Origin of the sequence: Rhodanobacter humi (genome assembly GCF_041107455.1) — a bacterium.
Classification (GTDB): domain Bacteria; phylum Pseudomonadota; class Gammaproteobacteria; order Xanthomonadales; family Rhodanobacteraceae; genus Rhodanobacter_A.
Genome location: NZ_JBGBPY010000001.1, coordinates 2,441,063 through 2,463,368 on the forward strand (window position 1 = coordinate 2,441,063; position 22,306 = coordinate 2,463,368).

18 protein-coding genes are annotated in these 22,306 nt (G+C 67.1%); 5 read left to right on the forward strand and 13 right to left on the reverse strand.

Translation table 11 applies throughout. The features are described 5' to 3' along the window. Nucleotides 1-94: 94 nt before the first annotated feature. Together acpA and AB7878_RS10620 are read right to left on the reverse strand one after the other, a co-directional pair. Nucleotides 95-1,792 carry an acid phosphatase gene (gene acpA, locus AB7878_RS10615; protein WP_369494337.1) on the reverse strand — a complete coding sequence of 566 codons (1,698 nt, stop codon included), beginning with the start codon at nucleotides 1,790-1,792 and terminating at the stop codon, nucleotides 95-97. Nucleotides 1,793-1,955: 163 nt separating this feature from the next. Next, on the reverse strand, nucleotides 1,956-2,450 hold the full coding sequence (locus tag AB7878_RS10620) for an Lrp/AsnC family transcriptional regulator (RefSeq protein WP_369494338.1): 495 nt from the start codon (nucleotides 2,448-2,450) through the stop codon (nucleotides 1,956-1,958). Between the two features lie 121 nt (nucleotides 2,451-2,571). Between AB7878_RS10620 and AB7878_RS10625 the strand changes: the two genes are divergently transcribed. The 3 genes from AB7878_RS10625 to AB7878_RS10635 are packed head-to-tail and all read left to right on the forward strand — an operon-like array spanning nucleotide 2,572 to nucleotide 4,507. Next, the gene (locus AB7878_RS10625; protein ID WP_369494339.1) at nucleotides 2,572-3,498 is read left to right on the forward strand and encodes a DMT family transporter; all 927 of its coding nucleotides are present in this window, start codon (nucleotides 2,572-2,574) and stop codon (nucleotides 3,496-3,498) included. Beyond that, nucleotides 3,495-3,791, forward strand: coding sequence for a cupin domain-containing protein (locus AB7878_RS10630; RefSeq protein WP_369494340.1), 297 nt, complete (start codon nucleotides 3,495-3,497; stop codon nucleotides 3,789-3,791). Before AB7878_RS10625 ends, AB7878_RS10630 begins: the two co-directional genes overlap by 4 nt. Nucleotides 3,792-3,817: 26 nt before the next feature. Continuing rightward, on the forward strand, nucleotides 3,818-4,507 hold the full coding sequence (locus AB7878_RS10635) for a glutathione S-transferase N-terminal domain-containing protein (RefSeq protein ID WP_369494341.1): 690 nt from the start codon (nucleotides 3,818-3,820) through the stop codon (nucleotides 4,505-4,507). A gap of 56 nt (nucleotides 4,508-4,563) precedes the next feature. Here AB7878_RS10635 and AB7878_RS10640 read toward each other — a convergent pair whose 3' ends face one another. The 8 genes from AB7878_RS10640 to AB7878_RS10675 all read right to left on the reverse strand — a co-directional run bounded on the left by AB7878_RS10640 (nucleotide 4,564) and on the right by AB7878_RS10675 (nucleotide 12,938). Beyond that, nucleotides 4,564-5,184 (reverse strand): hypothetical protein, encoded by a 621-nt coding sequence (locus AB7878_RS10640; RefSeq protein WP_369494342.1) that lies wholly within the window; start codon nucleotides 5,182-5,184, stop codon nucleotides 4,564-4,566. Between the two features lie 133 nt (nucleotides 5,185-5,317). Further along, the gene (locus AB7878_RS10645; protein WP_369494343.1) at nucleotides 5,318-5,932 is read right to left on the reverse strand and encodes a hypothetical protein; all 615 of its coding nucleotides are present in this window, start codon (nucleotides 5,930-5,932) and stop codon (nucleotides 5,318-5,320) included. Continuing rightward, the gene (locus AB7878_RS10650) at nucleotides 5,932-6,198 is read right to left on the reverse strand and encodes a DUF2249 domain-containing protein (protein WP_369494344.1); all 267 of its coding nucleotides are present in this window, start codon (nucleotides 6,196-6,198) and stop codon (nucleotides 5,932-5,934) included. Before AB7878_RS10650 ends, AB7878_RS10645 begins: the two co-directional genes overlap by 1 nt. A gap of 79 nt (nucleotides 6,199-6,277) precedes the next feature. After that, nucleotides 6,278-6,916 carry a TMEM175 family protein gene (locus AB7878_RS10655; RefSeq protein ID WP_369494345.1) on the reverse strand — a complete coding sequence of 213 codons (639 nt, stop codon included), beginning with the start codon at nucleotides 6,914-6,916 and terminating at the stop codon, nucleotides 6,278-6,280. 10 nt (nucleotides 6,917-6,926) lie between these two features. After that, nucleotides 6,927-7,679, reverse strand: coding sequence for a bifunctional demethylmenaquinone methyltransferase/2-methoxy-6-polyprenyl-1,4-benzoquinol methylase UbiE (gene ubiE, locus AB7878_RS10660; RefSeq protein WP_369494346.1), 753 nt, complete (start codon nucleotides 7,677-7,679; stop codon nucleotides 6,927-6,929). 28 nt (nucleotides 7,680-7,707) lie between these two features. Next, on the reverse strand, nucleotides 7,708-10,386 hold the full coding sequence (plsB, locus tag AB7878_RS10665) for a glycerol-3-phosphate 1-O-acyltransferase PlsB (RefSeq protein ID WP_369494347.1): 2,679 nt from the start codon (nucleotides 10,384-10,386) through the stop codon (nucleotides 7,708-7,710). Between the two features lie 172 nt (nucleotides 10,387-10,558). Beyond that, the gene (locus AB7878_RS10670; protein WP_369494348.1) at nucleotides 10,559-11,503 is read right to left on the reverse strand and encodes a hypothetical protein; all 945 of its coding nucleotides are present in this window, start codon (nucleotides 11,501-11,503) and stop codon (nucleotides 10,559-10,561) included. 547 nt (nucleotides 11,504-12,050) lie between these two features. Then, complete coding sequence (locus AB7878_RS10675) at nucleotides 12,051-12,938, reverse strand: HAD family acid phosphatase (RefSeq protein WP_369494349.1); 888 nt, start codon at nucleotides 12,936-12,938, stop codon at nucleotides 12,051-12,053. A gap of 126 nt (nucleotides 12,939-13,064) precedes the next feature. Here AB7878_RS10675 and AB7878_RS10680 point away from each other — a divergent pair, with 126 nt between their 5' ends. Together AB7878_RS10680 and AB7878_RS10685 are read left to right on the forward strand one after the other, a co-directional pair. Beyond that, the gene (locus tag AB7878_RS10680) at nucleotides 13,065-14,099 is read left to right on the forward strand and encodes an AI-2E family transporter (RefSeq protein ID WP_369494350.1); all 1,035 of its coding nucleotides are present in this window, start codon (nucleotides 13,065-13,067) and stop codon (nucleotides 14,097-14,099) included. Nucleotides 14,100-14,343: 244 nt separating this feature from the next. Beyond that, nucleotides 14,344-17,268: a TonB-dependent receptor domain-containing protein gene (locus tag AB7878_RS10685; protein ID WP_369494351.1), complete on the forward strand. Its 2,925-nt coding sequence runs from the start codon at nucleotides 14,344-14,346 to the stop codon at nucleotides 17,266-17,268. Nucleotides 17,269-17,375: 107 nt separating this feature from the next. Here AB7878_RS10685 and AB7878_RS10690 read toward each other — a convergent pair whose 3' ends face one another. The 3 genes from AB7878_RS10690 to AB7878_RS10700 form a co-directional block, all read right to left on the reverse strand. After that, complete coding sequence (locus AB7878_RS10690) at nucleotides 17,376-18,953, reverse strand: tetratricopeptide repeat-containing sulfotransferase family protein (protein WP_369494352.1); 1,578 nt, start codon at nucleotides 18,951-18,953, stop codon at nucleotides 17,376-17,378. Nucleotides 18,954-19,018: 65 nt separating this feature from the next. Next, on the reverse strand, nucleotides 19,019-20,596 hold the full coding sequence (locus tag AB7878_RS10695; RefSeq protein ID WP_369494353.1) for a tetratricopeptide repeat-containing sulfotransferase family protein: 1,578 nt from the start codon (nucleotides 20,594-20,596) through the stop codon (nucleotides 19,019-19,021). 105 nt (nucleotides 20,597-20,701) lie between these two features. Further along, complete coding sequence (locus tag AB7878_RS10700; RefSeq protein WP_369494354.1) at nucleotides 20,702-22,291, reverse strand: tetratricopeptide repeat-containing sulfotransferase family protein; 1,590 nt, start codon at nucleotides 22,289-22,291, stop codon at nucleotides 20,702-20,704. Nucleotides 22,292-22,306: the final 15 nt, after the last annotated feature.

Consider the following 22,306-nt stretch of genomic DNA (forward strand, 5'->3'; position numbering starts at 1 on the left):
TCCTCATGTAGGAGCGCACCCTGTGCGCGAATGCTCTTGCCCTGATCGGGACACAAGGCAATCGCGCACAGGGTGCGCTCCTACCGGTCTGTATTCAGGCGAATTGCAGCGCCTCGGTGAGGTCCCCCGGCGCCGGGCCGCCCGCGTCGCGCATCGCCTGGTCGCGCAGCGCGATGCCGGGCAGCGGCTGCAGCCCGAAGCGGCGGTTGAGGAAGCGCTGGATCGAGCCGGTGTCGTAGACGGTGTGCTCGACGTGGCCGCGCTTCGCGTGCGGCGAGACCACCAGTGCGGGGATGCGCGTGCCGGGCCCCCAGCGGTCGCCCTTGGGCGGTGCCATGTGGTCCCACCAGCCGCCGTTCTCGTCCACGGTGATCACCACCAGGGTGTGCGGCCACAGCGGACTCCGCTGCAGTGCCTCGACGATCTGCACGATGTGCGCATCGCCCGCGGCCACGTCGGAATAGCCCGCATGCATGTTGAGGTCGCCCTGCGGCTTGTAGAACGCCACCGCGGGCAGGGTGCCGTGCTTGATGTCGGCGAAGAGGCGGTTGCTGGCCGCGCCGCTGCCGGTGCCGCCGTCGCGCAGGTGCCGCGCGCGCGCGGCGCTGCCGGGCGCGAAGGCCGCGAAATAGTTGAACGGCTGGTGGTGTTCCTGGAAGTTGGGGCCGTAGGGGAAGCTGTCGTGCGTGCCGCGCACGCCCTTGCCGTCCAGTGCCAGCTGCCAGCCGCCCGCGTACCAGGCCCAATCCACGCCCGCGGCGCTCAGCCGGTCGCCGATGGTGGCGTGCACCTGCGGCGGCAGCGTGCTGGGGTCGGCGGGATCGGCCAGCAGCGGGTTCTTCGGGTCCTTGGTGAAGGCCGGCGCATAAGGTGGCCCCATCGTGTTCACCGCCCAGAAGTCGGGCGTGAGCGCCATGCGCGAGGCGAACTTCGGCCGGCCCTGCATCGCGCTGGCGGGCGAATCCTCGGCCAGCTTCGGACGGATGCCGGTGGGGTCGTCGCCATCCAGTTCGGTGATCTGGAATTTCGCCGGCCCCTGGTCCGCGTGCGGGAAGAACGGCGGCTGCGCGGCGACCAGGTACTGGTGGTTGAGGAAGGAGCCGCCGAAGGCGCCCATGAAGAAGTTGTCGCACAGTGTGTACTGCTTCGCCAGCTGCCACAGCGCGAGCTTGTCCGCGCTGTCGCCGTAGCGGCCCATCACCAGCGCGCCGCTGTCGCCCCAGGCCACGAAGCCGTCGTTCCTGCCGCCGTTGATCTGCAACTGGTTGGTGTAGAAGCTGTGGATCAGGTCGCGGGTGACCAGCGCCTGCGGCAGCGGCTGGCCGTCGGGCGTGGTGAGTGCGAACGGCGCGTTGGCGAGGCCGCGGATCGCGTCCTCGGCGATCTGGTACTCGCGGCCGTCCAGCACCTGCTTGTGCGGCATCAGGCCGTGCCAGATCGGCGGCAAGCTGTCGAGCAGGCCGCCGTCGCGGTCGCGCTGGCGGTAGCGCTCCGGTGCCAGCGCGGACAGCGGCTGCGCGAGGCCGGGGAAATCCCCGAACAGGTTGTTGAAGCTGCGGTTCTCCGCGTAGATCACCAGTACGTGGCGGATGTGCTTGCGCAGCGCGGCATCCAGTGCCCCGTCGGTGCCGCCGGCGATGTACGCGGCCTGGCTGTTCGCGGCGGTCTTGCAGCCGCCCATGGCCAGCGCGGCACCGGCCAGCGCGATGCCGCCCAGCAGCCGGCGGCGCGCGGGATCGTCGGGTGCGTCGCCGGTGGCGACAGGCGGAACGGGCGGCAGCTTCTCGGTCATGGCGGCGTACTCGTCAGCAGCGAGAGGTGGAGAGTATGCACGCCGCGCGTGGGCGTATGTTCCGACGGAAGTGTCGCATTCACATGACGCCGACAGGCGTCGGCGCGACGGGACAGGCATGGTTCATCGACGGACCGCACGCGGGCCTGCATGCACGCCCCCGTCAGTCCAGCGGCAGCTTGCGCGCGGCGTCCCACATCGCGCGGGTGAGCGCGCGGTTCGCGTGCGGCGCCTGCAGCACGACCAGGGTGGTGGTGCTGACGCTGGCGTGGATCTTCAGCAGGCGGTCGAGCACGCTTTCCAGGTGGCCGATGGACATCGCCACCACGCGCAGCAGGGCGGAATCCTCGCCGGCGAGGCGACGGCAGTCCAGCACCTCGGGGATGTCGGCGACGATCTGGCCGATGCGCGCGCAGATGCCGCCGTCGCAGCGCAGCCGCACCATCGCCTCGATGCGGTAGCCCAGCCGCTTCGGCTCCACCACCGCGCGATAGCCGGTGATCACGCCGGCTTCCTCCAGCCGCTTCACGCGCTCGGCCACAGCGGGCGCGGAGAGCTTCACCTTGCGGCCCAGCTCGGCGTAGCCGAGGCGCGCGTCGCGCTGCAGGGCTTCCAGGATGTGCCAGTCCTTGGCGTCCAGATCAGGTTTCGATTCCAAGGCAGTGTGCTCCAGTTTCATTTCGATCGACGGCGAAACATTCCGTCGGCCTGTTGATGCATTATTCCGCGGCATCGCCCGCAAGGCTAGGATGCGCACTCCCCGGCACAGAATCCGCCCCATGGTTTCCACCGAACGCCTCGATGCGCGGGCTCTCGTCTGCATCGCCATCGCCCTGCTCACCTGGTCGTCGGCGTATGCCGCGATCGCCTATGCGCTGGCCTCGTTCACGCCGGGCGAAGTGGCGTTCTCGCGCCTCGCGATCGGCTCGCTGTGCTTCGCGGCGCTGCTGGCGGCGAAACGCGTGCCGCTGCCGGCGCGGCGCGACTGGCCGCAGCTCGTGCTGCTGGGCCTGATCGGCCTCACCACCTATCACATCTGCCTCAACTGGGCGGAAACGCGCATCGCCAGCGGCACGGCTTCCATCATCATCTGCCTGGTGCCCGCGGCGACCGCGGCGCTGTCGGCGCTGTGGCTGCGCGAGCGCTTGAGCCTGCGCACCTGGGTCGGCCTGGGCGTGGCGCTGGTCGGCACGGTGCTGGTGGTGCTGGCCAGCGGCCAGAAGGTGGAGGTGGACCCCAAGGCGCTGCTGGTGCTGGTCTGCGTGCTGGCCTCGGCGATCTATTTCGTGGGGCAGAAACCGCTGTTCGCGCGCTCCAGCACACTGGCGGTGACCGCCTTCACCTTCTTCGCGGGCACCCTGGGCTGCCTGCCGTTCACGGGCGGCCTGCCGCAGGCACTGGCGGCGGCGCCGTGGTCGCACGTTGCCGCGCTGCTGTGGCTGGGCATCGCGCCGAGTTTCCTCGGCTACCTCGCGTGGAACGTGGCAGTGCACCGCGCCAGCGCCTCGCGGGTGTCCAGCTTCATCTACCTGTCGCCGCCGATCGCCATCGTGATCGGCTGGGTATGGCTGGGCGAGGTGCCCGGCGCGATGGTGCTGGTCGGCGGTGCGATCGTGATCGGCGGCGTGGTGCTGGCGAACGCGCGGCGCTCTCCGCCAGAGCCCCGCCCCGCGCCAGGCGCGGCGACATGCGAGCCGGGTGCGTGAGCCATCACGATCTTTCCGCGCTGGCCGCGCAGTTGCCCGAGGCATGGCGCTCCGTCGTATTGGCGGGCATCGGCACGGCGCGACTCAAGCTGTTGCGCATGGACGGTGCGCCGTATGCCGAGGAAAGCCACGGCTGCACCGAAGTCCTGCTGGTGATCGACGGCGTGCTCAGGCTGACCGTGGCCGGACAGCCAGTGAGCGTGCGCGGCGGCGAGCTTTACGTGGTGCAGGCGGGCACGCCGCATGCCGTGGCGGAGGGTAGCACTGGCACGTTGCTGATCGTCGATACCTGAAGATTTCCACCGGTCTGGAGGTTGCCGTGTACGAGCTCTACATCGCCAACAAGAACTACTCCTCGTGGTCGCTGCGGCCGTGGCTGCTGCTGCGCGAGCGCGGCATCGCGTTCGACGAGAAGCTGGTGCCGTTCCTCGGCGGCGTCGGCGCGAACTGGGACGAGTTCCGCGCGTTCTCGCCCAGCGGCAAGGTGCCCTGCCTGCGCGACGGCGACACCGTGGTGTGGGATTCGCTGGCGATCACCGAGTATGTGGCCGAACGCGATCCCGGCGTGTGGCCGGCCGATGTGCGGGCGCGCGCGTGGGCGCGCTGCGCCGCCGCCGAGATGCACTCCGGTTTTCCCGAGCTGCGCAGCGTCTGCACGATGAACTGCGGCGTCCGCGTGCGCATCGAGGCGCCCGGCGCGGCGTTGCGCAAGGACGTCGCCCGCATCGACGAGCTGTGGAACGAGGGGTTGGCGCGCTTCGGCGGCCCCTTCCTCGCCGGCGCCGCGTTCAGTGCGGTCGATGCGTTCTACGCGCCGGTGGCGTTCCGCATCCAGAGTTACGGATTGCAGCTCGGCGAGGTCGCGATGGCTTATGCACGGCATCTGCTCGACCTGCCCGCGATGCGCGAGTGGTATGCCGCCGCACTGGCCGAAACGTGGCGCGATCAGGAACACGAGGACGAGGCGCATCGCGCCGGCACCTGGCTGCAGGATCTGCGCGCGGCCTGAATCACCGATGCGCCGGTCGTCGCGGTTGTGTCCGCGACGACCGGCGCCAGTGCGGATCAGCGCTTCGCCTGGTTGTGCTTGACGCGATGGATGCGCTTGCTGTCGCGGTTGTCGGCGCGCTGGATGCGCTTCTGTTCGCGCGGGCCGACGCGGCCGTTGTTGGTGCCCGCCACGTGTTCCATGTGGTCGACGTGCGCCTGGCGGCCCTGCATGCGTGCGTCCTCGCGGTTGGTGAGCTGGCCGGACTTCACGCCGTTGGCGAGGCGCTGCTCCTGGTTCGCGTTGCGCTGCACGTCGGCCTGCAGGCGGCGCGACGAGGCCGAGTCCGGGTTGCCCTTGATCGCGTCGTGCTTGTCCTTGTAGATCGCCTTGCTGTCGCGGTTCTGCATGCGCTGGATCTGTGTGTTCTCGGCCTTGGTCATCGGGCCGTTGCGCATGTCGCGCTGCTCGGTGCGGTCCAGGTTCGCCTCGCGCTGTTCCAGGTTGGACGCCTGGCGCGTGTTGAGCTGGCCGGACTTCAGGCCCTGGTCGATGCGCTGCTGCTGGTTCGCGTCGCGCTGGGTGTCGCTGGCCGCGTTCTGGGCCGGTGCGCTCTGCGCCTGTACGGCGGTCACGCCGCCCAGCCCGCACAGGCCCAGCAGGCCGACAACCAGCCACTTCTGCGTATGGTTCTGCATGGTGTTCTCCTCCTCCTCGTGGTGCCGCCCGTTGCACGGGCGGTCTGGAGCGGAGAACGGGGCGCCAAGCGGGCCGACGACACGCCGACCGGCACCTGTTCAGGCGCCAGTCGAACTGCGGGCACGACCCGGCTCAGGCTAGCGGAGTGACCCGCAGCACGGCCGGATCGTCGGCATGTTCCAGCAGCAGCCGGCGCACGCGGTCCTGCCAGGCCACGCCGAACGCGGCGCGCTGCGCGGCGGTGGCGTTCGGCTGCATCGCGGCGCCCATCAGGGCGCGTGCCTGCGGCGATGGCGGCACGCTGGAGAGGTCCAGCGCCACCGCCACCGACTTGTCGTTGTCGCGGCGGGTGAAACGGACCGCCTCGCCGTCCGGCGCATCCGCGAAGCCCAGCAATCCTTGTCGCACGAATCGGCCGGCTATGCCGTGGAAGCCGTTCCCTGCGGCGGCGCCGGTGACCAGGGTGAGCACCTGCGCGATCACGCCGGTGACGCCTTCGTCCTCCGCTGCCGGCATCTGTACCGTGATGCCGCCGCGTTCGGCCGGCTCGTCCGGATACAGCGCGCGCAGCGCCGCGCGTGCGGTCAGCCACGCGCCGGCCACGGTGGGGCAGGAGTGCCCGGCCAGGCGCACCGCGTCGAGGTAGCGGTATTCCAGCAGGCCGCCCTCGGCCGCGCCGAGCAGGTCGGCCAGCGGATCGCGCACGACGATGCGCGGCGCCTCGTCGAAAAAGGCGGGGTGCTTCATCACTCTTCCGGCAGGCCGGTGATGCCGAAATCGATCACCACTGCGTCGGCGTCGCGCTGGCGGTAGGTCACCGTGAGGTGTTCGCCGAGGCGTTCGCGCAGCTGGGCGATCAGCGGGATCGGATCGTGGTCGTTGACGAAGCGCATCGTCTCGCCCGAGCGCAGCGCGCCGATCGCGCCGAAGATCGCCGAGTGGCGGAAACGCCGCGCCACGCCGCGGGCGTCGAAGAGGTGGGTGTGCTGGTCGAAAACGGTATCGGGGGACATCGGCGTGTGCTCGCGGGAAAGGGAGCACAACCATATGCCGCGCACCGCGGCGCACCACTGACCTGGATCAACCGCGTTGTCAGTCGGCTGCCACCGCGCTCATGCGCCGCAGGGCGCGGCGGCGGCCGATCGCGGCATAGACGCGGGCGAGCAGCGGGATCGTCAGCAGGAAGAAGTTGTTGTTGCCCGGCATGTGCGGCGCCGCCAGCAGCGCGGCGGTAGCCGCCGTGGGCAGCGTCAGTGCGCGCCAGCGCAGCGCGTTGACTTCCTCAGGCGGTACCCCGGCGCGCACCCGCCCGGGCCGGAGCGCGAGCTGGAACAGCAGCAACTGCAGCAGCCCGGCGGCGAGCAGGGTGGCCGAGTAGAACATCTCTGGCACGCGTGCGAGCGGATTGGAGCTCATCAGCGCGGTGGCGAAGGGCATGAAGGCGATCACCATCAGCAGCAGCATGTTCGGCCACATCAGGCGGGGCTCGTAGCCGTCCAGCACGCCGAACAGCCGGTGGTGCGCAATCCACAATGCGCCGATGGTGAGAAAGCTCAGCATGAAGCCCATGAAGCTCGGGATCAGGTGCGCCAGCGCAGCGAGGTAGGCGGTATCGTCCAGGGTGTCCAGTCGCGGCACGTGCACCTCGATCACCAGCAGCGTGATCGCGATGGCGAACACGGCGTCGGAGAAAGCCTTCAGGCGTTCCAGTTGCTGCGTTCCTTGGCTCATGTGTCGTCCTTCAGAACTTGTACGCCCGGTGGATCGCCACGATGCCGTTCGAGAGGTTGCGCACCTCGACCTTGCCGAAGCCGGCGCGTTCCATCATGCCTTTCAGCGTGGCCTGGCCCGGGTGCTTGCGGATCGATTCGGCCAGGTACTGGTAGCTGTCGGCGTCGCCGGCGAACAGGCGGCCGAGTTTCGGCAATACCTTGAAGGAGTGGAAGTCGTAGAGCTTGTTGAGCAGCTCGCTCTGCACGCGTGAGAACTCCAGCACCAGCAGGCGGCCGCCGGGCTTGAGCACGCGGCAGATGTCGGCCAGCGCCCTGTCCTTGTCGGTGACGTTGCGCAGGCCGAAGGCCATGGTCACCGCATCGAACGAATTGTCCGGGAATGGCAGCGCTTCGGCGTTGAGCTGGGCCCAGCGCAGGCCGCCGACCAGGCCGCGGTCGGTGAGGCGGTCGCGGCCCACGCCGAGCATCGCGGCGTTGATGTCGCCGACGACGAGTTCGCCCTGCTCACCCACCACGGGCTTGAGCAGCGCGGCGATGTCGCCGGTGCCGCCGGCGAGGTCGAGCACGCGGTCGCCCTTGCGCACGCCGCTGATCGCCACGAAGTGGCGCTTCCACAGGCGGTGGATGCCGAACGACATCAGGTCGTTCATCAGGTCGTAGTTCTTCGCCACCGAGGTGAACACTTCGCCGACCAGCTTCTGCTTGTCGGCGACGGGCACGTCGCGGTAACCGAAATGGGTGGTGGAAGGCTGCTCGTTCATGGCGTCATAAAACCCAATGGAAATGTCGTCACAGCGGCAGGTCGCGCTGTGTGCCTTCGGTTTCGTCCGCGCTTGCGTCGGCATCGGCGGGGTGCGTGCGATGACCCTCGTGCTCGGCCTCCACGTGGCGCTGGTGCAGTTCCGCACCGGCATCGGCGGGAGCGACGAGAGGCACCGGCGCGGCAGGCTCGGGCGCCGGCTCGTCGGCCGCGACCTCGCGGTCGCCACCGGGGGTGATCTTGAGGATGGAATGGCGCATCTCGCGCGACAGGATCACCCGTGCGTCGCGCACCATGTCGTCGAGCGCGCTGTTGTAGTCCAGTTTGCCGGCCTCGTCGGTCCACACCACGCGGCGCTCGCGCAGCTTCTGGATGAAGCCGCGGAACAGCGCCTTGTCGAAGAACTCCGGCGCGTTGAGCTCGTTGAGCAGGGATAGCCGCTGCGCGGTGAGCGTGCAGGTGGTTTCCAGCTCGGTGGCGGTGAGCGCGTGCGGGCCGTGCTTGGCCAGCGCGGCGATCGCGATGTAGTAGCGCTCGAAGGCCTGGATCAGGCTGCGCGCGATGATGCGGAGCTGGAACGCGCTGTCGTCCTGGCCGGGCGCGCGCTCCAGCATGCGGCCTTCGCCGGTGGTTTCGAGCAGGCCGCGGCGCACGAAGAAGTCGATCGTGGCCTGCAGCTGCGCGCCGAAGCCTTCCTCGTCCCAGGCCAGGAACAGTTCGCCCTGCAGGAACGGGTAGATGATGCGGCCCAGCCGCTGCACCGAGGCGCGCGACATGCGCCGGTTGTTGAGGAAACAGCAGGCCACCCACGCGCCGGCGGCGACCAGGTGCAGCACGTTGTTGCGGAAGTAGCTGAGCAGCACCGCCTGCTCGCCCTCCACGTCGAGCACGTCGCCCAGCGGATGCTTGATGCGGCGGATCCAGCCCATCTGCTCGCCGTAGGCGATGATGCCGGCCGGGTCCGTCGGGGTCAGCGTGACGCGGTCGGAATAGGGCAGCTCCAGCAGCAGCGACTTGGTGAGTTCCAGCTGCGCCAGCAGGTCGTTCTCGGCCATCGCGTGCTTGGGCGTGGCCAGCAGGGTGAGTGCGAGCAGGTTGATCGGGTTGACGTCGGCGGCGCGGTTGACGTTGACCTGGATCCGCTCGGCGAGCTGGTCGATCACGCCGCCCAGCCATTCGGGGCGGCTGTCGGGGTCGGCGCTGGCGCTGCGCCAGTCCTTGCTGGCCGCATCCAGCAGCGGATTCAGCTCGATCGGCTCGCCGAAGTTGATCGTGACGTGGCCGTAGCGCTGCTTGAACAGCCCGCCGATGCCGCGCAGCAGGGCGAACAGGGTTTCCTTCTCCTTGGGCTGGCCGCTGAGCTCGCCCGCGTAGCTCTTGCCTTCCATCAACTTCTCGTAGCCGATGTACACCGGCTGGAACAACACCGGCCGGCGCGGCGCACGCAGGAACGCGCGCACGGTCATCGACAGCAGGCCGGCGCGCGGCGCCAGCAGGCGGCCGGTGCGCGAGCGGCCACCCTCGATGAAGTATTCCATCGGCACGCCGCGATCGATCAGCTGCGCCATGTACTCGTTGAAGATCACCGAGTACATCGCGTTGCCCTTGAACGTGCGGCGCATGAAGAACGCGCCGCCGCGGCGCAGGATCGGCCCGATCACCGGCAGGTTGAGGTTGACGCCCGCGGCGATGTGCGGCGGCACCACGCCGGACATGTGCAGTTGGTAACTCAGCAGCAGGTAGTCGGCGTGGCTGCGGTGGCTGGGCACGTAGACCACTTCGTAGCCCGGCGCGGCGGCGCGGGCCTTGTCGAAGTGGTGCATCGCGATGCCGTCGTACAGCTTGTTCCAGAAGTTCGACAGCAGGAACGACACCGAACGTACCACCGGGTGCGAATAGTCGGCGGCGATCTCCAGCATCATCTTCTGCGCGCGACGCCAGGCCTTGGCCTCGCTGATCTTCTCCTTCGCCGCGGTGGCGGCGATCGCCGCGCGCACCGGCTCGGCGCGCAGCACGTCGTCGACCACGGTGCGCCGGTGCGAGAGATCGGGGCCGATCACCGCGGCGCGGATGCGGTGGAAATGGGTGCGCAGCACGCGCGCCAGCTTGCGCGCGAAGCGCGGCGGCGGCAGCTCGCCGGATTCGGCCAGCACTTCGCGCAGCGACACCGGCGCGGCGAAGTGCACCGTGGTGTCGCGGCCGTTCAGCAGCAGCGCCAGCAGGCGGCGGAAGCGGCCCACCATCACCCAGTTCTCGGAGAACAGCACGCTGAACCAGCCCGATTCGCGGTTCGGCGCGCGGCCCACGTAGATCGACACCGGCACGATCTGGATGTCGCGCTCGGGCAGGCCTTCCAGCGATTGCACCAGTTGGCCCAGCGGCTCGTTCGGCGAGCGGTGGCGCTTGCGCCCGAACAGCCAGCCGTCGCGGCGCATCAGCGCGAACACCGAGCGCCGGCGGCGGGTGCCGGCCAGCGGCTGCAGCGGGCTGGGCAGGCCGGCCTCGCGGCAGGCGCGGTCGAGGATCAGCGCGTCGGAGAAACCGTCGCGCTCGATCACGTAGCAGACCGGCACGCCGGCCTTGAGCAGGGTGGCCGGTTCCGCCGGGTCGCGGCGGATGCGCACCCAGGGTTGCAGCAGCTGACCCGCCAGGTGGAACCACCAGGGGGCGCGGCGGCGAGGGGAATCCGCGATGGAGATGTTCTGCATCCGCCTATTCTACCGGCTGGCTCGTAAAACCATGCTCGCGCGTGTGGTGGGCTGACCGGCCTCCCTTTCTCCCGGGTTGGGCCGGGGGAGACGGTGAGAGCGAGGAGCGCATTGGGGGTTCCCGCAAGCCGCCATCTCTCCCATCTCCTCCCCCGCCAGCGGGGGGAGGGAGTCAGTTCTTCGTGGCAGTGCTGGCCGCGGGAGCCGGGAGCGCCGTCAGCGCCGTGCTGCCCGCCGTGGCCGGCTGCTGCAGGCGTTCGTGCGCCTCATGCACGTTGTTGATCAGCGATTCGCTGTACCAGCGGCCGTCCTGCTGCACCAGGGTGGATTCGGCGGAAAGCGGCTTGCCGAGCAAGGTGTAGTCGATCTTCACCACCGCGCGGCCGTCCTTGCTGGAGAGCGTGCTGAGCTTGACCGAGTTCAGCGTGTCGTCCACCGACAGGCCGTAGATCGCCAGCAGTTGCTTGAGGCCCGCGTAACCGGTGGCGTATTTCGCCATCGCGGCGTCGAAATCCATGCTGCGCAACTGGTCCGGACTCTTGAGGTCGAGCTTGCGCGCGGTGGCCACCACCACGCCCACGGCCTGCTTGGCCCTGGCCTGGTCGAACCACGGCGCCTGCTTCGCCCACGGCACCAGCACGTCGATCAACTGGTTCGCCTGGGTCTTCTGCTCGCCGTCCAGGCTCTTGTTCTGCGCCACGCCGTTCTTCAGCAGGGCGTCGCCCACGCTGATCATGACCGGCAGCTGGTCCTTGTACTGCTGCTCCATCTGGTCGAGCTTGGGTTGCAGTTCGGCGTAGAGCTTGTTCTCCGCGTCCGGGCCGGTGAGCTTCTGCACGGCCTCGTCGAACTTCGCCTTGTCCGCGGCGCTGACCGGCGGCTGGTTCGCGTTGTGGCGACTCCAGTCCGCGCGCAGGGTGGCGTACTCGGCCGGCGGCAGGGCGTGCTTCCACAGGCCGTTGAAGTCGCCCGCCTTGAGCAGGTCGATCGAACCCTGCACGGCCGCCTCCGGCGTGCTGCCGCCGACCTGGCTGGCTTCGTCCTGGTGGTGGCACGCAGCCAGCGCCAGCACGGCGACGAGGGGCAGCAGGCTGCGGCGGAGGGGGCGGAAGCGCATGGGCAAGTCTCGTGGTGCGGGGAGATGGACGCGCCGACCGGCGCGGCGACGGATCAGGGTAAGCGGCGCTGCAAAGAGGGACAAGAGTCGCCCGCAGGAATCTGCGGTGCTGTATTGAAAAGTGTGGCCACGGACGGCCACCCGTTTGACGTTCGCGATCGGGGATGATCGCAAAGGCAACGTAAAAGTGCGGCCATGGATGGCCGCCCGTGTGACGTCCGCGATCAGGGACGATCGCAAAGGCAATGTAAAAGTGCGGCCATGGGTGACCACCCGTTTGATCTTCGCGATCAGGGACGATCGCAAAGGCCATGTAAAAGTGCGGCCATGGATGACTACCCGTTTGATCTTCGCGATCAGGGACGATCGCAAAAACAAAAGAAAAGCCCCGCGGGCGTAGCCTCGCGGGGCAATCCGGCTGAGCCGGTGGGAAATGGCCTTGCCTGCGGAAACGTTTCGGTCAGCAGCAGGTAGGCGAGGCAGATATTACCGGGCCGTTAAACCTGAGGCAACACTTTTGTTTTGTTCTATAACTTCATGTTTTATCTCAATAATACCGTAGAGCGCCGAGCTTCTGCTGACGTCGCTGCGCCGGCGGCGCGCTCCAGTCGTTGTTGAACAGCGCCGGCTCCCAACTGCCGTAGGTGGGGTTGGGCAGCACGAACCAGCGTGTGCCGACCCAGTCCATGTAGCCGGCGATGGCCTGCTTGCGGCCGGCCTCGGTGTTGGCGACGACATCGACGAAATCGCCCAACTGGTCGCCGAACTGCATCAGCACGCGGTACTTGCGGCTGACCAGTTGGCGGCGGCAGCCCTTCTCGGTGCCCACCTGCTCGCAGCCCGGCAGCACCGTGCCCAGGCCGAGGAAAGCTTCGGGACCGGACACCGGGAAGCCCAACTTGCGCAGGTTCGCCAGGGTGGCCGTGTCCAGGTCCTGCGCGCGGTTGGAGAGGTAGATCACCGCGATGCCGTGTTCGGCGGCGTAGCGGGTGAAGGCCAGCGCGCCGGGCATGGCGCGGGCGCGTTCTTCCTTGCACCAGGCAGCCCAGCTGGCCTCGTCGTACTGGCCGCCGCTCTTCACCAGGCGGGCCTGGTAGGGCGAGTTGTCCAGCACGGTCTCGTCGATGTCCAGCACCACGGCGGGCGGCAGGCCGGCGATCGGCATCGTGCGATCCTCTTTCGCCAGCGCATCCCATTGCGGGTCGTGCAGCGCGGTCAGCAGGCGCGACTGGGCATTGCGGAAGGTCTGGATGTAGATCAGATCGTGTTCGATCGCGGTCTGCGCCCACACCACCGCGTTGAGGTTGTCGTTGGCGGTGGCTGATGTCGCTGCTGCTGCGGCGGCGGCCGGTGCGGTCGCGGGGTGCGGGGGTGTGGCGGCGCAGCCGGCGAGCAGGGTGAACGTGGCCAGGGCCAGCGGCAGGTGAAGTCGCATGGGGTGGATATCTCCGGACGGAACGACGAGTTTTGCAGGATTTTACGACAGTGAGATGTCTGGGGCTGGCTGCGGCCGTCGCCGGCTGACAGACTGGCGGCCATACCCATCTTCGCCGGAGCCCGCATGCACGATCCGACGTCCGCTGCGTCCCGCGCCAGCTCGCCCGCCATCCGCGCCACCAGTTATGCACTGGCCGCGCTGGCGCTGTGGCTGGTGCTGCAGTTGCACCTGCTCTCCGCCCTGCTGGCGGGCCTGCTGGTGTACGAACTGGTGCAGGCGGCGGTGCCGCTGCTGGGTCGGCGCATTCCCGGCGATCGCGCCCGGATGGTGGTGGTGGCCGTGCTGGGCGCGCTGGTGGTGGGCCTGCTGGTGCTGCTGATCCTCGGCGCGATCAGCTTCTTCCGCAGCGAGCTGGGCAATCCCGAACTGCTATGGCAGCAGCAATTGATGCCACTGGTGGAGAAGGCGCGTCAGCAGTTGCCGGCGACGCTGGTCGACCACCTACCCGACAGCGTGGACGACTTGCGCGACGGCGTGGTCGAGCTGGCGCGCAAGCACGCGGTCGAGCTGCAGCTGGCGGGCAAAGAGGCGGCGCGCGCGTTCGTGCACATCCTGATCGGCCTGGTGCTGGGCGCGATCGTGGCGCTCAGCCGCACCCGCCCGGCGCACCAGGTGGGGCCGCTGGCGGCGGCGCTGGGCCAGCGCAGCCATCGGCTGGCCCAGGCGTTCCACGACATCGTGTTCGCCCAGATCAAGATCTCGCTGGTCAACACCGCGCTCACCGCAATCTTCCTGCTCGGCGTGCTGCCGCTGATGGGCATCCACGTGCCGCTGTCGAAGACGCTGGTGGCGATCACCTTCATCGTCGGGCTGTTGCCGGTGGTGGGGAATCTGCTCTCCAACACCGCCATCACGATCGCCGCGCTGTCGGTCTCGCTGGGCGTGGGCATCGCCGCGCTCGGCTTCCTGATACTGATCCACAAGCTGGAGTACTTCCTCAACGCGCGCATCGTGGGTTCGCAAATCCATGCGGCGGCGTGGGAACTGCTGATTGCGATGCTGCTGCTGGAAGCCGCCTTCGGCCTGCCCGGTGTGATCGCCGCGCCGATCTATTACGCCTATCTCAAGGGCGAGCTCGAAGCGCAGCGGCTAATTTGATGAGGCTCGGTGGGCAGGGGCATTTCGAGCGAATAGCAAAATCCTGATGCGCAAGAAAACGACGAAAATGTAGAAAGGTTGTTGTTGTCGCGTTAAAACTTGTGTAAAACAAGGCAGCTGCACACGTGAGAAAGCATCGGCCAGTGGGGACTGGATCGATCACGCGTCGGAACATGCGACGCGTTTGTGCAGATTTCCGGCTTCGCGCCGGGCTTGTTGCATTGCACACCAGGGAGTTCAAGTAATGATCAAGTCGAAACTGTCCATGGCAGTGGTCGCGGCGCTGGCGTTTGGTGCCACTTCCGTCTACGCGCAAGACGCCCAGACCGCGGCGTCGTCAACCCAGCAGCAGGACCAGAACGGCAACCAGGCGCCCAGCGCCAAAAACGCCAAAAAACTGGAGGCGGTCACTGTCACCGGCTCGCTGATCCCGCAGACCCAGATCGAGACCGCCACGCCGGTCATCACAATCACCGCCGATCAGATGAAGGCGCGCGGCTTCACTTCCGTGGCGCAGGCACTCCAGCAGGCCTCGTTCGCCACCGGCAGCGTGCAGGGCATGCAGGACACCAACTCCTTCACAACGACGGCCGAGACGCTGAGCATGTTCGGCCTGCCGGTGGGTTTCGTGAAGTATCTGGTGGATGGCCGCCCGATGGGCAGCTTTCCGGGACTTTACAACGGCAGCGACACCTTCAACAGTATCAGCGGCATTCCGATGGACCTGGTCGACCACGTCGACATCCTGCCTGGCGGCCAGTCGTCGCTGTACGGTTCGGACGCGATCGCTGGCGTGATCAACATCGTGCTGAAGAAGCACGTGGACGCACCAACCATCGACGTACGTTACGGCTGGTATGGCGATGGTGGCGGTGCCAGTCGTCGCATCAGCTTCGCGGACAGCTTCACGCTGGGCAAGTGGACTTCGCTGGTCGGCGCGCAGTTCGAGAGCACGCAGCCGATCTGGCGCCGCGACCGCAGCCTTACCAGCACCTACAACACGCATGGCACCAGCCCGGAAACCGCTTCGCGCGACTACCTGGTCCTGACCGCCTATTCGAACGACGGCACCAAGCCGGGCTACCAGTTCATGGACCCGAACAATTGCGCCAACGTGTCCAGCCAATGGGGCGGCACGGAAACCAAGCAGCACCGTACCCCGCAAGGTGATTATTGCGGCTCCTTCTACACGCCGGGTGCAGGTACCCTGACGCTGGACAGCAAGCAGGTGAATGCATACACGCACAACACGTTCGACATCAACGACAACGTGCAGCTGTACGGCGACCTGCTCTACAACTATTCGGAGAAGAAGTTCACCAACGGCTCCAGCACCACGTGGTGGGGCACCAGCGTGGCGACGACGCAGGGGGCTGGCTATTTCTGGGATCCCACGGTGCATGGCGGCAGCCTGATGCTTCTGCAGCACGGGTTCGCCCCGGAAGAGGTGGGTGGCTACCGCAACATCATGAGCAAGGAGTACGAGAACTCCTACATGCTGACGTTGGGCGCGCGCGGCACCTTCGGACAGTCGAACTGGGACTACGACTTGGGCTTCACCCATTCGGACGACAAGTTGATCGACCGCAGCTTCCAGCGCCTGGCCGGGCCGATGGAGGCGTATTTCTCCAAGCATGTGCTGGGACCGCAGCTGGGCACGTATTCTGGTTATCCGGTGTTCGAGCCGAACTATGCAGCCATGTACAACCCGGTGTCGCCGACCGACTTCAAGGGCTTCACCGGCTATTCCACCAGCCATGCCAAGACCTGGGACAACATGCTGCGTGGCCAGGTGACCAACAGTTCGTTGTTTGCCCTGCCTGGCGGGGACGCCGGCGTGGCAGTGGTGCTGGAAGGCGGCAATCAGGGCTGGGATTCCACGCCGGATCCAAGGTTGATGCAGAACACCACGGTGGACTACGGCAACGGCTTCACGTATTCCACGCCGTACTACTGGGGTACCAGCGCTACGCCGGGCGCCGGCCACCGCTCGCGCTACGCGGCGACCACCGAGTTCAAGCTGCCGCTGCTGCAGCAGCTGACCATGGACGTCTCGGGTCGTTACGACAGCTACAAAGTGGGTAGCGGCACGGTCAGCCATGGCACCTACATGATCGGTCTGGAATACCGCCCGTTCGACTCCCTGCTGTTGCGCGGGCGCTACGGCACGGCCTTCAAGGTGCCGACGCTGTCCGACGAATTCCAGCGCCCCAGCAACTACTACAACAGCGTCACCGACTACCTGAACTGCGGACGGCTCGGCTTCAGCGGCGCCAACATCGCCAAGTGCCCGAGTCTGTATGAAAGCGTGCAGTTCAAGGGTACGACGATGGGCAACCCGGCGCTGAAGCCGATCACGGCCACAGTGTGGACTTATGGCGTTGTATGGGCGCCGGTCGAGCGCATGTCGGTCAGCGTGGATTACCTGCACTGGAACATCAGCAACGAAGTCAACCAGATGAGCGCCGATGGCTTGTCCAACGACGAATACCTGTGCGACATCGGCACGATCGCTCCGACTTCGGAGACCTGCAAGGTTGCCTTCAGCCTAATCCAGCGCGGTCCCGGCAGAACGCAGAACGGTATCGCCCTGCTGGGCAACATAAGCGGCATCACTACGCCGAAGGTCAACGTGAGTCGCGAGCAAGTCAACGCGATCAATGCCCACTTCGACTACGGCATGGAGATCGGCGCGTACGGCAAGCTGGTGTGGGCCGCCTCGTATTCGGATCTGCTCAAGCACAGCTACCAGGACTACCCGCAGGACGCGCCGATCGACCTGCTGCGTCATCCGGGCTGGAGTACCGATTTCAAGAGCAAGGCCAATGCCTCGCTGACCTGGATGAAAGACAAGTGGAGCACCACGCTGTACGTCAATCGCTACGGGCGCACGCCGAACTATCTGGCCAGCCATCTCGACAACTACACCGACAAGGGTACCGGCAGGCTCGGGGCCTGGACGCTGTGGAACGCCAGCGTGACCTACAACCCGATGAAGAACCTGGGCATCTCGCTCCAAGTCAGCAACCTGTTCAACAAGATGCCGCCGGTGGACAACAGCTACCCGGGTACCACGTGGGGGCCGTACAACTCGGACAACTACAACCCGTATGGCCGCGCGTTTTACCTGGAGGCGAACTACAAGTTCGGCAACGGCTCCGGTAGCTGATGCTGGAAACCATGGTCGAATGACCGGACGGCCCCGCTTCGGCGGGGTCGTTTTTCTTGCGCGGCATACAAGCGAGCGGTGCGGTCGCCGTGATCGCGACGATCTCATCAGTCGGGCAGCGCGATGCCCCGCCCGTCCAGCACGTCGCGCAATCCATCCAGCAGCGGTTCGTACTTGCGCCAGCGCTGCAGCGCGTTGCGATAGACCGGCTTGCGCACCTGCACCGCGCTGGCGGTATTCACCGGGGCAGCATTCCGTTCGAAACGCAGGCAGTCGTCGTGCCAGGACAGACCGCAGAATTCGAGCAACTGGCGCGAACTGGCTTCCTGACTCTCCACGAGGTCCTCGTATCGCACTTCCAGAATACGGCCGGGGAAAGCGCGCTGCCAATGCGCGATCAGGCGGTCGAATAGCGCGTAGTAGCGGCCGGTATCGAGCAGATCGAACGAATAAGCGTAGTACGGCGACGACGGGGCAAACAGCTGGCGGAAGTTGCTGAGGCAGGTATCCAGCGGATCGCGGCGCAGGCAGACGATCTTTGCGTTCGGCAGCGCGCGGGCGATCCAGCCCGCATACAGGAAGTTGTGCGGAAGCTTGTCGATGAAACGCGGCGTGTGGCCTGTGGCCGGGCGTGTGCTGGTGAGGTAGTCCGCGCCCACGGCGGCCCAGTCCAGATCGCGTGCGCACTCGATGGTGTCAGTATCGAGCAGCAGCGGCGTGCGGCTGCCCGAGGCGCGCTTCAGCGCCACGCCGAAATTCATCAGTTCGCCGGCCGAGTGCACGTCGGGATGGCTGGAGATGATGCGTTCCACCAGGGTGGTGCCGCTGCGCGGCATGCCGATAACGAAGATCGGTTCATGCGAGGCGTGGCCGGGCGTGGCGATCTGCGGCTCGGGAAACGCCGCCGCGATCGTTGCGAACAGCGCCTCGTCCTGCTCGATGCGATAGCCGCGGCCCTTGCCGGCGGCGGCTTTGCCTAGCGTGTAATGCGCGAAGGCGGCTGGGTAGTCCGCGCAGTCCTCGCACTCCTTGGCCAGCGCCATGTGCAGGTAGATCTGTGCTTCCTGGTCGTCGTCGCGGCCGGCCAGTAGGGCTTCCATGCGTGCGATGTGGTTGCTGTCTGCGGTTTGCCGGCGCAACTGCGCCAGGGTGAGGTGGGCCTTCCACCAGCGCGGGTCGACCCGGATGCAGGACTCCAACTCGGCTTCGGCGGATGCGAGTTCGCCGGTCGCCACCAGTGCGGTGGCGAGGTTGAAGCGATGGGGCGCGTGTTCCGGCGTGAGCTCCACGGCGCGTCGGAATGCCGTGACGGCCTCGGCGTGGGCATGGTTCTGGGTGAAGATCACGCCCAGCGTGTCCAGCGTGGCGGCGTCGGTGGGCGCCAGCGCCATCGCGCGATCTGCCGCCTCGCGCGCCTCGCGGGTCATCTTGACCAAGGTCAGCGCCTTGGCAAATTGCACGGCGAAGTCCGCCCGTCGCGGCTCGAGTTCGGCGGCGAGATGCAGATGGGAGAGCGCCATCGGCATGTTCTGCAGCTCCGTCTCGGCCACACCGGCGATGTAGCGCAGCAGCGGGTGCCGTGGCATCTGGGGCAACAGGTGGTTGGCCAGTTGCCGTGTTCGTAGCCAGTCGCGCCGATTGAAGGCCTGGCTGAGTTCGGCGAGCGGCGGCGTGGTGTCGGTCATCAGGTAGGGTTGTCAAGGCGGAAAGGCTAACGTTACCGCGTGCGGCGCGGGGGCGGCGAGACGCCTCAGACCGTCGATTCGATTCCGGCCGCGCGCAGCAGGATGCGCAGTGGCTCCAGCTCGTGTTCGTAGTGATGCCAGCGACCGACCGAGGAACGGAACATCGGCTGTCGTACCTGCAGGCTGCTTGCGGTGGCCACCGGAGCGGCGTTGCGCTCGAAGCGCAGGCAGGCGTCGTGCCAGCCCAGGCCGCAGTGTTCCAGCAGGTGGCGGGTCTCGGCTTCCTGGTTTTCGACCAAGGCTTCGTAGCGTAGTTCGAGGATGCGCCCCGGTAACAGCTTTCGCCAATGCGCCATCAACCGGTCGAACAGGATGTAGTAGCGCCCCGTGTCGAGCAGATCGAACGTGTGGTGGTAGTAAGGCAGCTTCTCCGCGAACAGCTGGCGGAAATTGCCCAGGCAGGTGTCCAACGGGTCGCGCCGCAGGCAGACCAGCTTCGCGTTCGGCAGTGCATGGGCGATGAACCCCGCGTAGAGGAAATTGAACGGGAACTTGTCGACGAAGCGCGGCGTGTGTCCGGTGCCGGGGCGTGTGCTGGCGAGATAGTCCGAGCCCAGTCGCCGCCAGTCGAGTCCGCGTGTGTGTGCGGCCGGATCGGGATCGAGCCAGAACGGCGCCGAGCTGTTCCAGGCGCGGCGCACCGCCATGCCGAAGTTCTGCAACTCGCCCGCGGCATGCACGTCCGGATGGCTGGAAAGAATCCGTTCCACCAGGGTAGTGCCGCTGCGTGGCAGACCGAACACGAAGATCGGCTCCGTGCTGGGCTCGGCGTGTGCGAATGATGTCGGCTCGGGAAACGTGTGTTCCATGGTGGTGAAGATCGCGGCGTCCTGCTCCGGCGAGTAGTCGATCGTTTCGCGGCCGGCAGCGTTGCCTTGCATGTAGTGGGTGAATGCCTGCGGATACTCGCCGAGGTCCTCGTGCTCCTTGGCCAATGCGAAATGCAGGCAGAGACGCGCCTCGCGATTGCTGGCGTGTTGCGCCAGCAAGGCTTGCAGGCGCGGTACGTGCTGCCCGGCCAGCGTCTGTTTGCGCAGGTTCGACAAGGCCAGGTGTGCGCGCCAGAACTGCGGATCCATAGCCAAGCAAGTTTCGATCTCGCGTTCGGCGCCCAAAGAGTCGCCGGCGTGCGCCAAGGCGGTGGCCAGGTTGTAGCGGCGAGAGGGCTGTACGGGATCAAGCGACGCGGCTTGTCTGAAGGCGTCGGCCGCGGCAGTGTGAGCAAGCGATTCCGCATAGACGTTGCCAAGCAGGTCGAGCGTCCGGGCGTCATTCGGGCCGAGCGCCATGGCCCGGTCGGCGGCCGCTTTCGCCGCACTTCCTTGTCGTGCCGTGGCGAGGGCACGCGCATAGTTTGCGGCGAATTCCACGCGTGCGGGGTCCAGTTCAGTGGCGCGACGGAGATGCTGCAGGGAATGCAGCAGATCGCGCTGCTCCAGGTGCGCGATGCCGACGAGGTAATGAACCCCGGCGTGCTGCGTTGCCAGCGGCAACAGCGGGGAGGCGAGTGCGAGCACTCTCGGCCAGTCGCGTCGGTTGAACGCAGCAACGAGCTGTGCGTAGAGCTGCTCGGGATAGGTCATGGCTTCCGGGCTTCGCGGCGGTCGGTCGGATGAATCTGGCTGCCCATCGCTGCAGTGTAGCGCCGCGGAATCAGTGTGCCATCGCGATCGTCCCGGCAAGACGCCTCACTCCGCCTTCCCGATGCCGGCCCCGGCCAGCAGCCAGCGCAGGTCGCGCAACTGGGTCTCGTAGTGTCGCCAATGCCCCACGGCGTCGCGATAGATCGGCACACGTACCTGCCAGGCGTTGGGTGTGTTGACCGGCGTGGTGTTGCTTTCCGAGCGCAGGCAGGCGTCGTTCCAGGGCAGCTCGCAGAAGTCCAGCAGTTCGCGTGCGGTGGCTTCCGTATTCTCGACCAGCGACTCGTACTGCACCTCGTGGATGCGTCCGGGCAGCACCTGGCGCCAGTGCGCCAGCAGGCGGTCGAACTGGATGTAGTAGCGGCCGATGTCGTCGAGGCCGAAGGAGTAGTCGTAGAACCCCGATGTCTGCTCGAACAGGTGGCGGAAGTTGCCGATGCAGGCGTCCAGTGGGTCGCGGCGCAGGCAGACGATTTTCGCGTTCGGCAGCGCGCGGGCGATGAAGCCGGCGTAGAGGAAGTTGTGCGGCATCTTGTCGATGAAGCGCGGCGTTTCTCCCGTGACCGGTCGCGTGCTGGCGAGATAGGCCGCGCCCAGTTGCTGCCAGTCGACATGGCGGGTGCGGGCGGCGATGTCCGCTTCGCCCAGCAGCGCGGCGGGACAACCGGAGGCCCGCTGCAGCAGGGTGGGGAAGTTCTGCAGCTCGCCGGTGGAACACACGTCGGGGTGGCTGGAGAGGATGCGGTCCAGCAAGGTGGTGCCGGTGCGCGGCAGGCCGATGATGAAGATCGGTTCGCGCGTGGGGTCGCCCGTGGCGGTTTCCGCATCGGCGGCGGGAAAGGCGCGGATCAGCGCATCGAACATCGCCTCGTCGCGCGCGAACGCATAGGGCCGCATGCGCCGGCCGGCCGCCTTGCCGAGCGTGTAGTGCTTGAACGCGGCTGGATAGTCGGCGAGGTCGTCGCATTCCTTGCCCAGCGCGATGTTGAGCAGGAGCTGCGCGCCGGGATCGTCGCCGTGGCGTTGCAGCAGTTCGTGCAGCCGTGCGATGTGGTTGTGCTCAATGGTTTGCCGTTGCAGCTGGGCGAGCAACAGGTGCGCGTACCAATGGCGCGGTTCGAGCCGGATGCAGGCTTCCAGCTCCTGCTCGGCGCCTTCGGTGTCTCCCAGCGCATTCAGGGCGTAGGCGAGGTTGAGGCGGGCGATCGCGTGCTCGGGCGACAGCGCCACGGCGCGGCGGAAGGCGTTGGCCGATTGCATCAGGGCGTTGGCGTGCCGGTAGACCATGCCCAGCGTGTCCAGGGTCATCGCGTCGTTGGGCGACAGGGTCATCGCGCGATCCGCGACCAGGCGCGCCTCGCGGAACCGGCGTGTCTGCGCCAGCGCCTTCGCGTATTGCGCGACGTAGTCGGCGCGACGCGGTTCCAGGTGGGTGGCCTTCAGCAGGTGCTCCAGCGCCTTCTGAAGCTGCTGCACCTGCTGCGTCTGCATGCAGGCGATGCCGACCATGAAATGCACGCGCGCGTCGTTCGGCGCGATGGTCAGCAACTGCGCGGCGCGCTGCTGCACCCGCGGCCAGTCGTTCTGGTTGAAGGCGGCGACGAGCTTGGTATAAGCCCGGGTCGAGTCGATCACGGTATTCCCCCTGGC

What these genes read in the sequence shown, in the direction of transcription:
- AB7878_RS10625 (WP_369494339.1), top strand. Translation starts at nt 2,572, where the DNA reads ATGGTTTCCACCGAACGCCTCGATGCGCGGGCTCTCGTCTGCATCGCC.
- AB7878_RS10655 (WP_369494345.1), bottom strand. Translation starts at nt 6,916, where the DNA reads ATGAGCCAAGGAACGCAGCAACTGGAACGCCTGAAGGCTTTCTCCGAC.
- AB7878_RS10640 (WP_369494342.1), bottom strand. Translation starts at nt 5,184, where the DNA reads ATGCAGAACCATACGCAGAAGTGGCTGGTTGTCGGCCTGCTGGGCCTG.
- AB7878_RS10650 (WP_369494344.1), bottom strand. Translation starts at nt 6,198, where the DNA reads ATGTCCCCCGATACCGTTTTCGACCAGCACACCCACCTCTTCGACGCC.
- AB7878_RS10685 (WP_369494351.1), top strand. Translation starts at nt 14,344, where the DNA reads ATGATCAAGTCGAAACTGTCCATGGCAGTGGTCGCGGCGCTGGCGTTT.
- AB7878_RS10675 (WP_369494349.1), bottom strand. Translation starts at nt 12,938, where the DNA reads ATGCGACTTCACCTGCCGCTGGCCCTGGCCACGTTCACCCTGCTCGCC.
- AB7878_RS10670 (WP_369494348.1), bottom strand. Translation starts at nt 11,503, where the DNA reads ATGCGCTTCCGCCCCCTCCGCCGCAGCCTGCTGCCCCTCGTCGCCGTG.
- plsB (WP_369494347.1), bottom strand. Translation starts at nt 10,386, where the DNA reads ATGCAGAACATCTCCATCGCGGATTCCCCTCGCCGCCGCGCCCCCTGG.
- AB7878_RS10680 (WP_369494350.1), top strand. Translation starts at nt 13,065, where the DNA reads ATGCACGATCCGACGTCCGCTGCGTCCCGCGCCAGCTCGCCCGCCATC.
- acpA (WP_369494337.1), bottom strand. Translation starts at nt 1,792, where the DNA reads ATGACCGAGAAGCTGCCGCCCGTTCCGCCTGTCGCCACCGGCGACGCA.
- AB7878_RS10695 (WP_369494353.1), bottom strand. Translation starts at nt 20,596, where the DNA reads ATGACCTATCCCGAGCAGCTCTACGCACAGCTCGTTGCTGCGTTCAAC.
- AB7878_RS10690 (WP_369494352.1), bottom strand. Translation starts at nt 18,953, where the DNA reads ATGACCGACACCACGCCGCCGCTCGCCGAACTCAGCCAGGCCTTCAAT.
- AB7878_RS10645 (WP_369494343.1), bottom strand. Translation starts at nt 5,932, where the DNA reads ATGAAGCACCCCGCCTTTTTCGACGAGGCGCCGCGCATCGTCGTGCGC.
- ubiE (WP_369494346.1), bottom strand. Translation starts at nt 7,679, where the DNA reads ATGAACGAGCAGCCTTCCACCACCCATTTCGGTTACCGCGACGTGCCC.